Origin of the sequence: Flavobacterium sp. (assembly GCF_043722275.1) — a bacterium.
Classification (GTDB): Bacteria; Bacteroidota; Bacteroidia; order Flavobacteriales; family Flavobacteriaceae; genus Flavobacterium.
On record NZ_JAYSPC010000116.1, the window covers coordinates 1 to 15,251 of the forward strand.

A 15,251-nucleotide genomic window follows, 5' to 3' on the forward strand; every position below is an offset into this window, starting at 1 on the left:
TCGTAGCAATATTTGATACCGCTCCGTTATTATCGTTTACCGTATAATTGATTGGTGTGGCTGTTCCGTTATAGTTTAAAACCGGCGTAAAAGTTACCACTCCCAAATTATTAACCGTATAAGTTCCCTGACCGATTACCGTGAAAGTTGTTTGGATGCCTGGTGTTGCAGGATCCAAATCTACCGTTGCAACATCAATTGTTCCGTCAGCATCCGAATCATTAGTTGTAACATTAATCGTTACCGCCGTGTCTTCGTTTGAAGTTGCAGTGTCATTTAATGCAACCGGATTATCGTTTACCGAAGTTACCGTGATTGAAATCGTAGCAATATTCGATACCGCTCCGTTATTATCGTTTACCGTATAATTGATTGGAGTGGCTGTTCCGTTATAATTTAAAACTGGTGTAAAAGTAACAACTCCTAAATTGTTAACCGTGTAAGTTCCCTGACCAGTTACGGTGAAAGTCGTTTGGATTCCTGGTGTTGCAGGATCTAAATCTACGGTGGCAACATCAATTGTTCCGTCAACATCCGAATCATTTGTAGTTACGTTGATCGTTACTGCCGCGTCTTCGTTTGTCGTAATTGTGTCGTTTAATGCAACAGGATTATCATTTACAGGAGTAACTGTAAGTGAAATCGTAGCAATATTCGATACCGCTCCGTTATTGTCGTTTACCGTGTAATTGATTGGAGTGGCTGTTCCGTTATAGTTTAAAACTGGCGTAAAAGTTACCACTCCCAAATTATTAACCGTATAAGTTCCCTGACCGGTTACGCTGAAAGTCGTTTGGATTCCAGGTGTTGCAGGATCTAAATCTACTGTCGCAACATCAATTGTTCCGTCAACATCCGTGTCATTTGTAGTTACGTTGATCGTTACTGCCGTGTCTTCGTTTGTAGAAATCACGTCGTTTAATGCAACAGGATTATCGTTAACCGAATTTACCGTAATTGAAATTGTCGCAATATTCGATACTGCTCCGTTATTGTCGTTTACTGTATAATTGATTGGAGTGGCTGTTCCGTTATAGTTTAAAACTGGTGTAAAAGTAACCACTCCTAAATTATTCACTGTATAAGTTCCCTGACCAGTTACGGTGAAAGTCGTTTGGATTCCAGGTGTTGCAGGATCCAAATCTACCGTTGCAACATCAATTGTTCCGTCAACATCAGTATCATTTGTACTAACATTGATAGTTATTGCCGTGTCTTCGTTTGTAGTTGCTGTGTCGTTTAGTGCAACCGGATTATCATTTACAGGAGTAACTGTAATTGAAATCGTTACTGTGTTTCCGTCAAGTCTTCCGTCATTTACTTTATAAGTAAAGCTATCGCTTAAAGTTTCACTTCCGTTATGTGTGTAAACAAAAGATCCATTCGCATTAAGAGTTAATGTTCCGTTGGTTGGACCTGTAACTAAAATTGCTGTTATTGCATCACCATCAATATCACTATCGTTAGTTAAAACTCCAGGTGCTGCACTATTTAATGTTCCGCCTTCTGCTACTGTATAGTTGTCAGCTGTAGCAACAGGTGCATGATTTATTGTTGGTGTAACTGATCCGGAATTATTTGCAGTAGTTGGATCATATAAATCACTAGTAATTGTAGCTGTATTTAAATAAGAACCTGTAGCATTTACTTTAGCTATAATAGTTAATGTTGAAGATGCTCCATTCGCTAAATTACCAATAGTCCAGGTTGGACTACTCCAGGTTCCGGTAACTGTGCTGGCACTTACAAAAGTATAACCTGCCGAAAGTATATCTTCGACTTTTACTCCTGTTGCATCGTTAGCTCCATTATTTTTAGCTGTAATTGTAAAAGTTACGTTCTCACCTACATTTGGATTAGCTTTATCAACAGCTTTATCTACTTGTAAATCTGTTTGACAAACTGACGAGTTTAAATTAACTGCAGTTGAAATAATAGAACCTGTGTTTCCACTAGTTGCACCATTAGCTTTAAACTCGGTTAGGGAAGAAGAACCAGTACTTCCATTTGCTCCACCGGTAATTGTTTTAGTAGATGTATCTGTAGTCGCTCTTACAGAAACTACTCCACCTCCACCTCCACCTCCGGGACCTTCTGCTTCAGCACCAGTTATCAACTGATTACCTCCATTTCCTCCGTTTGCGTTTATAATATTTGCTGCCAGTGATGTTGTCTGTATTAAAACAGTTCCACCTCCACCTCCACCTCCGGGTGCATCATTGTGTGATGGAATAGTATTAAATCCATTTTGCCCATTTGCCTGTATAGTTCCGGTACCTGTGATATTATTTGCCACAACTAAAAAAACGATTCCTCCACCATCTCCACCATCTGCGTTGGCATTATCATTTCCGTCACCGGCACCACCACCTCCGCCAAAGAAAATCTGACTTTGCAGACCTGTAGAAGTTAATGGTCTTCCTCCTAATCCTCCTACCGCATCTCTGTAATCACCTCCCCAGGTAGAATTTGAAACTGCAGCAGCCGGAACTCCTGCTGATATAAATCCAGCCGGATAAGATGGTCCAACAGTACAAGCATTTAAATTTGCCGAAGAATACGTATATCCTCCACTTCCTCCTCCAGATGAATTAGTTAATGTATTTCCGTTAGCAATATAGTTTGGATCTAAAGCCCATGCACCCGGGGTACCACAAGTACCAAAATCGGTCATAACACCAGCTCCTCTAAACCAATTTGCTGGATTACCGCCATTGGCACCTCCTCCACCTCCAGAATTATGTGCATTACCACCACCACCCCCATTAGCAGCAGCGCCTCTACCATATCTACCTCCGTAAGAGTTATCATAATCAGTTCTGTAACCTGCAATTCCTTCTCCTTTTTCTGCTGATAATGCAGGTAGCGGAGTTATAAATGAAGTATAAAAAGTAGCTCCTGCAGTTGAAGTAGTGTTATCTCTTGTACCACCTCTAAAACCGGCTTCATTAGCATTTATAGAACCATTATTTACAATATTATTAGCAAGAACTCCAACAAAACCTCCTCTTCTGCGTTCTAAGGCTGAAGGATCTGCTCCTCCAAACTCAGCTGCCCCCCAAGGAACAGCAACAATACTACCAGAACTAACTGTCAATGTAGTATATTGTGGAATTCTTATTACCTGAACATATCTTGCTGCATAATAGGATAAACGAGTATTACAATTTAAAGTAATAACATTTCCCGAAACACTTTTTACATAGGCTAATTCATATGAGCCAGCTCCATTATAATTCGTTACTGATCCATAATTCATTGTATCTGTAGCATTTATAATAGCTCCCTGTGCCTGATACAACATAATTAAATCTCCGGTGATTAAAGTGTTTGATGCAAAACCAGCCGCATTTGTAACGTAAGTCGAAGGCAGATACGTTATTGCATCACGATTTAATTCAGCAATATTGGTTACTGTAACAGTATTTGTCCCAGCTAATACATCGGCTGTTACCCTTGTATATCTGTTTAATACAGTATTTGCAGCAGTTACTGTTAATGCACCATCGTTTTGAGCAAAACTAGTGTTGACACATAATAACAATAAAAAACAGACCAGCAACGTATTTCTGGTCTGTTTTTTATTCGCCAATAAAATTTTTAAAAAAGTAAAGTTCACCATATAATAAATAATTAAATTCTCTGAAAAAAAAGCAATCGGAGATCATTAATCTCCAAATACTGTATAGTTAAAATCAAGCTTTAAGGACTGTAATCAGTAACTTTTTACTAATTAACAAGACTTTTACATTACCCAACTCCGCTACATACGTAAAATAGGTAAGGATGGTTTTGACATTTGATTTTTTATTGAAATAATTTGAAAATGGAATTGATTAGAAGTTTCTGCTAGTGCAAATTCTCTAATTATAGATTCTATTTCATTGTAATAAACCTGAAGAAAAAGAAAAGGCCGAAGTTTAAAATCAATGAAATTATTTTTTGAAGTATTGGAATTACGCTTTAAATTATTCAGTTGTTGCAGAATTGTAAGACTAATTTTCTCCAAACCTATGTAAGTAGAATATACAGCTAGTATTACAACTATATATTTTGAAAAATTAGTGAACGTGCAGGTTGAAAACATAAAACGAGATAATCGAAAAAGTTATTTTTAACTTGGATATCAAAAACAAAAAGACAATCCTAAAATAATTTATTACTTGGTAAAAAGCTCATAAGCACCACCAGCACAGTAATTTATTATTTTTATATCGTCGTATTTTTTTATTGGATCGTCAAATGTATATCAAAATTAAAGCTATGAATGGTCAATTACGACATTTTTAAAAACTGCAATAAAATTTATATTTTTGAAAGAAAAGAATTATTTTTATCGATTTTATTATTTTCATAAAACACTAAAAATCAATAAATTAATTCAAAAAGGTAAAAAACAAATTTTTAAGGTTTTTGCCTAAAATGAAGAATACTTTTGGGAAAAACTTTTTTGGCTGAATCAAAAACGCACCTCAGAAAGCAGTTGACCAAATCGTTTTTTAAAACTTGCAGCAAATCTGCTAGCCGAATCATAACCCGCTAAAAGAGCAATATTCTGAACATGAATATTTGAATTCTGAAGTAATTGCATTGCCAATAACATGTTTTTTTCTTTATGATATTGCAGCATCGAAAAGCCAAAAACAATCTTGAAATTTGATTTTAATTTCGTTGGAGAAGTATGTACTTCCTGAGCTATAGTTTCAATCCCAATAAACGGAAGATGTAAATTTTGTAAGATGATTTTTTCGGCTTTAGCCACATTATGATAGTCTAAATTACTTAACGAAACATTGTCTATTATACGGCTATCATCAAAAGCATTATCGAAAAATTCCATGATAAGTTTCATTGATTTTTTCTTTAAAGCGGGATTATCAGTTTCAATATTAGCTTCTTTTAGATATGCAGATAACTCTGCTCCCATTTCATGAGCTTTTGGAGCAATATCCATCCAAGTATAAGATCCGCGCTCACCATTAAAAAACTTTTTAATGGCTCGGCTATGTTTGAATTTCTTAGAACTAAAGTTTTTACTTGCCCAATCTTTTGTAATGGCAAAACTAAAAAAACCGCCATTTGCACCTTTGTAAAAATAACTTGAAATCTCTGTTTCAGGTTTACTAAAAGTCCAGCATGTACTTAAAATGGGGATTTCCTCCTCCTCTTTTACATGGACTTTATATTCAAACACAGAAAATGTCAACAAGTAATAATCGCTTACTTTATTTTGATCATAAAAAGATCTGGTAACTATATTTTCCTTGATAGTCATATAAATAGCCAAAAGCCAGAAACCATCTTCAATTTCCCTGTAACACATTTTTGCTTTACAAAGAGATGTTTTTAATTTAATTACTTGTTTTGAAGGAAGGTGATTCATGACAGGAATTTTCAATAAACTATCTATCATAATCTCAGGAGAATTAAATAAATAAGGTATTTGAAAAAAATCGTCTTTTAAAAGAAAAAGATATTGCTGAATGTTTTTTGGCCAATTATCTAAAGTCATGAATTTAAAAATACTTAGAAGTAATGCAGTAAATGTAACACTTGCAGACATAAATTGATTTACAAAAATATAATATCCTCTTATATAATTGACATAAATAGAATGTAAACATAAAAAAGCCGATGAAAATCTTCATCGGCTTAGTAACAAATACTAAAAAAAAATTAATAGAATTAAAAACTATACAATTATTGCTTGACGATTTTCACGGTTTTCACCTGATCGTTTTCGTTCGTTATTTTAAGTAAATATATTCCCGTTGGATATTTACTCATATCAAGTTTCGAAATTCCCTGATTAATTTTTTCCTTTTTGATTTCCTTACCTAAATTATCATAAACTTCAATTTTGGCATTGCTTTCTGTTTGGATATTAAAAACGTCACGAGAAGGATTTGGATATACATTTAATTGAGAAGTTGGATCAAAATCCGGTCTTGCTAAAGTCGTAGCCGCAATACAATTTGAAGTTACAGAACAATTTCCTGAAATAACTTCAACCTTGTAAGTACCTGATGTTTCTGGTGTAAAAGTTTGATTAGTTGCTCCTGAAATTGCTTCATTTTTAGTACAATCATACCATTGATAAGTTGCATTATCAACTTTTGAAGATAAAATTCCGTTACTATATTCAACTGATGCGTCTAAAGGAACAATAGTAAAATCCAATTCCTCAGTAAGACATCCGTTTATCACTACATATTTTCCGGATGTTTTATATTCAACATTATTTACAGGCCATGTATAACTGTCACAAACAGATACTTTAGTAACATTTGTAGTTCCTGATGAATAATTTGCTTCGGCATCTTTAAACCAGTTAGTATTTGCCGTTGCAGCTGCAACATCATCAACTGTAATACAAGTTAGCGTTGCTATTTGAGCAGCATTCAGATTAACTAAATTAGGTTTGTTTTTTAAATTTAAACCTGTAATATTCGTATATCTAACATTTAAATTGGTTAAATTAACCTGATCTGTTAAATCTAAATTAGTAATTGGTCCGCTAATTTCCACCTTTTCCAAAGCCTTTAATCCTGTAAGATCTAAAGCGCTCAAATTAGAATTCCCAAAATTAATTTGCTTTAAATTAACCAATCCTGCTAAATTAACTGTGCTTGAATAATTACCATAAGCACGAATACTTTCTAAAGATGTCATACCGCTTAGATCTAAATTTGTAATAGAATTGTATATTAAATCAAGAGAAACTAAACTTTTAAAATCTTTAATTCCCGTTAAATCCCTAATGGATCGTCCCGCAAGATCTAAACTGGTAAGAGTATTAATATTAGCAGTAAGAACAATGCTATCAACAACATCATCATAACCTAACTCAATTAATTTTTGTTCAAATCTTTCATCTGCAATATAAGTATAACCTGCCGGTATAGCGCCTGTAGTTATGTCTACAGCAAGTCTTTCACTTTCGCATTGCGTATTAGTGTCAGGGAATTCCTGACTTTGAGTAACATAATACGTTTTGCTTTCAAGAAGTGTATTACTTGCAAGAGGATTTCCGCCGGTAGCATCGTCATACCATTGAATTAATTGTCCCTGAGTTACAGCAATATCAGCAATTGTAGCACCGGTAGGTCTAAATTGTGAATGTATTTCAGGAACATTAACCGGAACAATCGTCAGATTTAAGTGGTGAATCATACAACCATCATCAAAACTATCAGAAGATGATTCAGTATAAGTTACACCGTTTAGTGGCCACGTATAACCTGAACAAGTATAAATAGAAATATTTTCCTGATCATTTACAGTTACATGAACTTTCTTTTTGGTACTTTCTCCACAAGGATAAGCTGTTTGAGTTACATAATAATCACGTGTCTGTAATGCTCTTGTACTAACTAGCGGAGTAATACTTGCTGTCGAAAGATACCATTTAATAGTACTGCCGCCACCATTTGTTGTTGCAACTAAATTAGCTACTGTTGGCGAATTTCTCTTGCAAAATGTTTGATCTGCCGCAGTAGGTTCAAAATTTGCATTTACAACAGTTTGACTATCCATTAATCTTGCGCTTTCACAACCATTTAATGTTTGAGTAATATAAAGCGTTAAAACAGTATTAACAGGAGTAATTTCCAGCGAACCATCAAGCGGAGTTGTACTTGTTTCTGTTGCATAAATTTTTATAGTTCCCGGATTATCAAATTTTGATGCCAAAGTTGCATAAGTAGAAGGTCTGCATAAAGTACCGTTAACACTCATATTTCTTGAAGGCAACGGCGTAGTATTTACAACCACAGCAACCGAAGTTCTTTCGCTTTCATTACCATTCACCGTTTGCGAAGCATAATAATTTCCTGATGTTAAAACGTCAGTCGAAACCAAAAGTGTTCCGTCTGTTGCATCAGTATACCATTTAATAGCATCGCCCGTTGCAACTAAATCAGCAACTGTTGCACCATTACAAAAGGTTTGAGTTGCCGTTGCTTTTGGACTGCATGCCAATGAAAAACTCGCAGCATCGTCTTTTCCCCACTTCTCAGCATTAACCTGATCGTTTGCATTTGCAACATTATCAACAATAATACAAGTCAACAAAGGATTATTGTTACTAAAAAAATATTGCAAATTAGGTGTATTACTTACATCAAGTACCTTTAAATTATTACTGTTACAGTATATATAAGCCAAATTTGTTAAGCCATTTAATTTAAGCTCGCTTAATTGATTTTGGTAACATGATATCTCTACTAATTTTGTTAATGCGGATAAATCTACACTCGTCAATTGATTAGCTCCAAAATTTAAAGTGGTCAAATTAATCAAATCACTCACATCTAAACTCGTTATTTTATTCTCATTACATTGCAAAATGTCCAATTTACTCAATCCCGCCAGGTTCAGCGAAGTAATTGAATTTTGCCCGCAATCCAGATAAGTAAGATTCGTTAATCCCGTTAAATCTAAAGTTGTTAATTCATTAGATCCACAAGTAAGTGATTCCAGATTAGACAAACCATTTACATTAATATTCGTAAGATTGTTTCCATAAATTTGTACAACTTGCAAAGTCGTCATTCCGGAAATATCCAGCGAAGTAAGCTGCTGATAATTCAGATACAGTTCCTTAAGACTTGCAAAATCTTTAATTCCGGTTACGTCTTTAATACTTCCGCCTTGTATGTTTAAAGTGGTAAGTCCTGCAATATCAGCTGTTAATACTTGTCCGTCCATTGCGCCGGAATCAATGCCTTTATCAACTAAACTTTGTTCAAAAGCCACATCAGGAATTGCCGTATATTGTGCTTGTGCTGTAGTTAAACCAACAATTAAAAAGAAAAAAAGACTGAATATCTTTATTAGATGATCTTTCTTTTTATAAAATTGATTTGGGTTGTTAAGTAATTTTCGTTTCATAAATTATTGTTTTGGATGAGCAACAAAGATGTATCAATAAAAAATATTTTAGTACAAGGGTTAACCCCTGAATTTATTTTAATCTTCTCCTTATCAAATTAAAAAAGATACTTTTGCTAAAAATCCACACAAAATGATTGCATTCAAAAAAGGCATTTTCCTGCTTATTACAATTATAGTTTTATCTGCTTTTTTTGCTTGTAATGAAAAAAAAGAAAGTAATGTCGTTTATAAAAAACCCGCTCCGGAAAAAATAGATGCAACTTTTGACTGGATAAAGGATGACAGCCATTTTGTAAGTCCCAATTATCAAACCGTTTTATACAACTATTACAACCAAAAATTACAGCAGAAAAATTATATATTGGCAGCAAAAACACTCGAAGCAGCAGCTTGGAATACGGCCAATTATACCTCTTTTGACAAACGTCTTTTTCAAACAATTACAACATTTACAGAGAAATACAAAGACGAAGTTCCTGAAAGCAATATGCTGTTTGCAAACATGTATTTTGGAGATTATTATACTGATAAAGGAAATCTCAAAAAAGCAATTCAATACTATACAAAAAACACTCAAATTGAAGTTGTCGATTACAAAACCTGTTATACAAAAGCCGATAGTTATCGCACAATAGCCTGGTGCAATCATTTGTTAGGTAATCTAAATGAAGCATTGAAAGATGAACTAAAATCATTAGAATATTTTAAAAAAACAGATAATATAGGAGCAACAGCAGGAGTTTATGTAGGTTTAGCCGAAGTTTATCAATCATCAAAAGAATATGATAAAGCAGAAGATTTTTTGAATAAGGCAATAAAAACATATTCTAAGGACAGAAAGAAAAATCTTGGCAGTATTTTTATCTGTTTATTTAATAAAATTAATTTGTATGACCGAAGCATGGATTACAGCAAACGAAATCCATTAATAGATTCGGTTTATGTGGCATTCAAAAAAAGCAAATTAAATGAGCCATCTATTAAAGTTTCGGTCAATATTTATTATTCTACCTTAAAATTAGATGAGGATAAATTGGCTGAAGCCAAAGTAGTGCTGGACGACTTAAAACCCAACGTATTATTCCTGAATTCTACAATTATAGATCAGGAATACAGAGTTGCATTAGCGGCATTAGAATCTAAACAGAATAAAGGAATTAAAGATCCAAAACCCATTCTTAAATCCATTAAAGAACTAAAAGCCAATCAAAATTTCACAAGAGTCCGAGATCTTTATGCCGTACTTTATAATGATGCAATTAACAGAAAAGATTACGAAAGTTCCATGCTTTATAAAGACAGTATGTATGAAGCAACCGATAGTTTAGGCAGTAAAGAAATGGCAAATATTGTGGCACAGCTTGATAAAAAATACCAGACTAAAGTAAAAGAACAGCAAATAGCCTTACAGAAAAAAACGATCCTTAATAAAAATACCACAATTGCATTACTAATTTTCGGACTGATTGGTTTTATATTATTATCCGTCGCCTTAACCCTTATCAGAAAACAGAAAATCCTAAAACGAGAAAAACAAAATACACAACTTTACACCAAACAATTACTTGAAAAAACCGAAGAAGAACGAAAACGAATTGCAAGTGATTTACACGATAGCGTAAGCCATGAATTGTTGAGTTTGAAAAATTCATTCGAACAAAAATCGGAGATTACAGATAAAAAAATCGACACGATTATAAACGATATCAGGATTATTAGCCGAAATCTGCATCCAATAATGTTTGATAAAATAGGATTAAAAACCAGTATCGAACAATTAGTAGAAAGAGCACAATCTGTCAATAATTTCATGGTAACAGCCGAAATTGATTATAATAATTCACTACAAACTTCAGATGAATTACAAGTATATCGCATCATTCAGGAAACATTGTCCAACATTATAAAACACGCCAATGCTGTTGCGGCAAAAATTACCATTACAGAAACCAGCGAATTACTAAATATTGAAATCAAGGATAACGGAACCGGATTTAATGTTGCCGAAAAACTATCCGGAAACAGCGCTTTTGGTCTTCATAATATTATTGAACGCGCAAGAGCAATAAATGGAGAATCTAAAATTGTATCAGATAAAAACGGAACCATTATTACTATCGAAATAAAAAAATCCAAATGAGAATATTAATCGCAGACGACCATCCTTTCACGCTTCAGGGAACAAAAAGTTTTGTAGAATCATACGGACATAAAGTAACGGATACTTGCTCAAACGGAATTTCGGCATTAAATTTAATAACACTTCACACGCCTGATGTTGCTATTTTAGACATTAATATGCCCGGATTAGACGGATTAGATGTTGCGAAAAAAATTCAGGAAAGCAAACTGAAAACCAAAGTTATTTTACTCACAATGCACAAGGAAATAACCATTTACAGAAAAGCAAGCGAATACGGAATTTATGGATATATCCTAAAAGAACATGCCCAAAAAGAACTCGAAATATGTTTAGATGAAGTACAAAAAGGCAATCGTTATGTAAGTGAACATCTTGAAGATGATTTAATTGCAGATTCCCTAAACAGTGATGATAAATTATCCCAGTTAACGTTATCCGAAAGGAAAATAATTGAACTCATTGCACAACAAAAAACCAGCAAACAAATCGCAGAATTATTATTCTTATCCGAAAAAACCGTAGAAGGTCATCGCGGAAATATAATCGAGAAACTGGGATTAGTCAAAGAAAAAAACACCTTACTAAAATGGGCAATTCAGAATATTAAATCATAAAAATTTTAAATTTTCAGATTCATCTTATACCAATAAAAAACTCCAAAATGTTACTATTTTGGAGTTTTGTCTATTAAGGGTAAAACATAACTTTATTAAATAATCAAAGTAAAATTTAAAATAATTAAAATAAAAAATCTGCTCAATCTGCCAAATCTGCGTGAAAAATTATTTTCAACATATAGAAACATAGATTTTTAAAACACTAATCAAGATCAAAAATATTCCCTAAATGTTCCTCCATAACAAAATACGGATTATTAGTCTGAGTCACAGCTCTCATATGAATCAAGCTCGTTTTGCTCATCATTCTCAACATTTGTCTGCGTTCACATTTTACCATTTTGCCATTTTCTTCACGCTGTCCGGCAACAAAAGCACTGCGCCCGTGTGCGCATAAATGATTGTTTACAAAAATAACATCACCGGAATTTGGCACATATTCACTATTTATAAGTTCCTTGGCTTCATTCCAGAATTCGGTTAAATTATAAAGAGCTTCCGGAGTTTGTCCCGCATTTTCGTTGAAAATTTGTTCCGCAGCATCAAAACGAATAAAAGGAAGTTGTCGGTTTCCATATAAAACAGAAGCCGTAGGTCCCGGATTCATCTGATTACTATCAAAATTAGCATCTTTCGGACATTGATAAATAGGATCAAATAATTTCTCCATATTTTCATTTACCTCGCCATGAGAACGAATCGAATACAAAGTTGAAGGAACTCTTTCCTCATTTCTTAAATATAAAAAACTCAGGAAATCAGCCTGATTCAGTAAAAAAGCATCTTCGGTATGCACATATAAATCTGTTTTAGATCCTGATCCCGTTTGCGTTGCCGCCATTTTTTCATCCGGAATTACTGCATGTAATAAACCTCCGCCCTTTCTCTGGGCATAATATTGAACAGGTTTTGAAGGAACTGCACCGTGAAGCAGCGAACAAATAAACCCGTATTTATTCAGTTTATCATAATCTGCACCTTGCCAGTTTGGCGGAGTTGGACCTAAATCGTCCTGATCGACCTCTAAAAGTCCCTGAAAAACAATAGCGCCATATTGATTTGCCGAAAAATCAGAACCAAATTGACTCAAAATTCGGCTAATGCGTTCCGGAAGTAATTGAAAAGCGTGAAGATGAAGCGCGGCGATATAATCGGGATTTTCATAATTGCCAAATGCCTTTACTAAAAGATTGCCAACATTCGATAAAATATTCCTCTCCTGAGGCGTTATTGCTACGATCAATGGCTTTGTAGGAATTTCAGAATTCAAACTAGATTCAGCAGCTATTTCATCTGCAATAATTGATTGTGATTTCATTTTTTCAATTCGTTTTATAGTTATTAAAAGATCGGGGATTAAAAATATAAATACATAATAATCAATACAATACACAGAATCACCACAAAGACTCAGAGTCAATATGTACGGACATTCGTATATTTTTTTAAGATTTATTTTTTTTATTCAGATTAATTTATACATTTGCTCTGAACTATTTTTATTTGTTCTAAATAATAATTACTTACAAATATATTTTTATTTCATCTAAATAAAAAGAATTTTCTTAGAAAAGTTTAAAAAATTTATGAAAATCAACTACAAACCCAGCAAAATCAATACTTCGGATTCTTCTGATAAACTAAAAAAAATATCAAGGAATATTCGGAAAAGAAGAAGTGTGTACGCTAATGAGTTTATCAAAAAAGAATTGCCTGAAAAACTGCTCGAAGAAATTTTGATCAATGCAACATGGGCTCCAAATCACAAAATGACAGAGCCGTGGAGATTTATTGTTTTTAGAGGGAAATACCTGAAGGAATATGGAGAATTTATGGCGGAATATTATAAAGATTTCTATACCGAATTATCGGCTGAAGCCCAAAAAGACAAATTGAATTACCTCAAAAACTATCCGTTAAATTCTGCTTGTATGATTGGCGTAATCATGGTTCGAAACAATAAAATTAATTTACCGGAATGGGAAGAAATTGCCGCAGTTGCATCAGCAATACAAAATATTGCATTGACTTGCACGGCTCATAAAATTGGAAGTTACTGGAGTACAAAAGGCGTAGCAATAGATTATGTAACGCAATTTGATCTGGCAGAAAACGAAAAATCGCTCGGACTTCTCTATCTCGGCTATTATCCAAAAGACTTAAAATCCTCTAAAAAGAAAAGAACTTCCTTATCTAAAAAAGTGATTTATCTCGAATAAATAATAACAAAACCCCTAAATAATACTTTATGAATACCACACTAATCAATGAAGAAGTCGCCGAAAAAGGACTTCTCGCAAACCAGGATTTGTACAAAGACATTTTCCACCAAAATTCCGGCGCTGAATATGCTCAAGCTGTAAAACTGGCACAAGAACGCGTTTCGAATTTCCTGAAAAACAATCGCAAACCTTTTAGCGGAATAAGACCGGACGAAATGAAAACAAAAGTCGACGCAATAGATTTTGAATCGCCCCTGCCCGATTACGAAAGTCTGCTGAACGAAGTCGACGATATTTATGTAAAACACGCCACCGCTTATCACCTTCCGGAATATATCGCGCACTTAAATTGTCCCGTTGTAATCCCGGCTTTAGCTGCCGAAGTTTTGATAAGTGCCATAAATTCATCACAAGATACCTACGATCAAAGTGCGGGCGGAACCTTTATGGAACGCAAACTTATTGACTGGACAAGCGAGCAGATTGGTTACACAAAAGGCGATGGAATTTTTACTGCCGGAGGTTCTCAAAGCAATCTTATGGGATTGCTTTTGGCAAGGGATTATTATTCATTAGAATTTCAAAAATGGAATATAAAACTTAACGGACTTCCGCCTGATGCATCAAAATTCAGAGTTTTTGTTTCTGATAAAGCACATTTCAGCAATCATAAAAACGCGTGGATTCTTGGTCTGGGTGAACAGGCAATTGTACATGTTGGCGTGGATCAAAGATACCGAATGGATCCTGAAAAACTGGAAAAAGCCATTGTTCAGGAAATCGAAAAAGGGAATATTCCTATCGCGATTACAGCAACTGCAGGAACTACAGATTTCGGGAATGTTGATCCTTTAAAGGCGATTGCTGAAATTGCCGCACGCAATAATTTATGGCTTCACGTTGATGCTGCTTACGGTTGCGGATTGCTTTTATCCAATAAACACAGGAATCTTTTAAACGGAATCGAACTCGCAGATTCGGTTACTATTGATTATCACAAATCATTTTTTCAGCCCATTAGCAGCAGCGCATTTATCGTAAAAAATAAACTTCACTTAAATATTATCAAGCATCACGCTGATTATTTGAATCCGAAGGAACAAAATTACGACGCACTTCCGGCACAAATCAACAAATCGATTATACAAAGTACACGCCGTTTTGATGCCCTGAAACTTTGGTTTACGCTTCGTTATATGGGCAAGGAAAAGTTGGGACAATTTACAGATACAATAATTGAAACCACTCAAAAAACAGCCGAATATATCGAATCTGATGAAAATTTTGAGCTTTTATGCCATTCAGATATGGGCGTTTTAGTGTTCAGATATCTTGATGGTCCAGCCGAATCCAACTCTTGCGAAGTCAATCAAT

Annotated in this window: 8 protein-coding genes; 4 read left to right on the plus strand and 4 right to left on the minus strand. The window is 34.3% G+C overall.

Translation table 11 applies throughout. The features are described from left to right. From ACHZDT_RS14545 to ACHZDT_RS14555, 3 genes are all read right to left on the minus strand, one after another. Positions 1-3,622: tandem-95 repeat protein (locus ACHZDT_RS14545; RefSeq protein WP_394775345.1), on the minus strand; the 3,622-nt coding region annotated here is incomplete at its 3' end. 837 nt (positions 3,623-4,459) lie between these two features. Next, positions 4,460-5,563, minus strand: a complete 1,104-nt coding sequence (locus tag ACHZDT_RS14550) for a helix-turn-helix transcriptional regulator (RefSeq protein ID WP_394775346.1) — start codon at positions 5,561-5,563, stop codon at positions 4,460-4,462. 137 nt (positions 5,564-5,700) lie between these two features. Then, entirely contained in the window at positions 5,701-8,892 is a 3,192-nt protein-coding gene (locus ACHZDT_RS14555) for a T9SS type A sorting domain-containing protein (RefSeq protein WP_394775347.1), read from the minus strand. Positions 8,893-9,025: 133 nt separating this feature from the next. Here ACHZDT_RS14555 and ACHZDT_RS14560 point away from each other — a divergent pair, with 133 nt between their 5' ends. Together ACHZDT_RS14560 and ACHZDT_RS14565 are read left to right on the plus strand one after the other, a co-directional pair. Continuing rightward, a complete protein-coding gene (locus tag ACHZDT_RS14560) occupies positions 9,026-11,035 on the plus strand; it encodes an ATP-binding protein (protein ID WP_394775348.1) in 2,010 nt (669 codons plus the stop codon). Continuing rightward, positions 11,032-11,652: a response regulator gene (locus ACHZDT_RS14565; RefSeq protein WP_394775349.1), complete on the plus strand. Its 621-nt coding sequence runs from the start codon at positions 11,032-11,034 to the stop codon at positions 11,650-11,652. Before ACHZDT_RS14560 ends, ACHZDT_RS14565 begins: the two co-directional genes overlap by 4 nt. Before the next feature lie 205 nt (positions 11,653-11,857). Here the strand turns inward: ACHZDT_RS14565 and ACHZDT_RS14570 are convergent, their stop codons facing one another. Then, the gene (locus tag ACHZDT_RS14570) at positions 11,858-12,973 is read right to left on the minus strand and encodes a taurine catabolism dioxygenase TauD (RefSeq protein ID WP_394775350.1); all 1,116 of its coding nucleotides are present in this window, start codon (positions 12,971-12,973) and stop codon (positions 11,858-11,860) included. Between the two features lie 268 nt (positions 12,974-13,241). Here ACHZDT_RS14570 and ACHZDT_RS14575 point away from each other — a divergent pair, with 268 nt between their 5' ends. Both ACHZDT_RS14575 and ACHZDT_RS14580 read left to right on the plus strand, forming a co-directional pair. Continuing rightward, positions 13,242-13,874 carry a nitroreductase gene (locus tag ACHZDT_RS14575; protein ID WP_394775351.1) on the plus strand — a complete coding sequence of 211 codons (633 nt, stop codon included), beginning with the start codon at positions 13,242-13,244 and terminating at the stop codon, positions 13,872-13,874. A 29-nt stretch (positions 13,875-13,903) separates the two neighbouring features. Further along, positions 13,904-15,251: pyridoxal phosphate-dependent decarboxylase family protein (locus tag ACHZDT_RS14580; protein ID WP_394775352.1), on the plus strand; the 1,348-nt coding region annotated here is incomplete at its 3' end.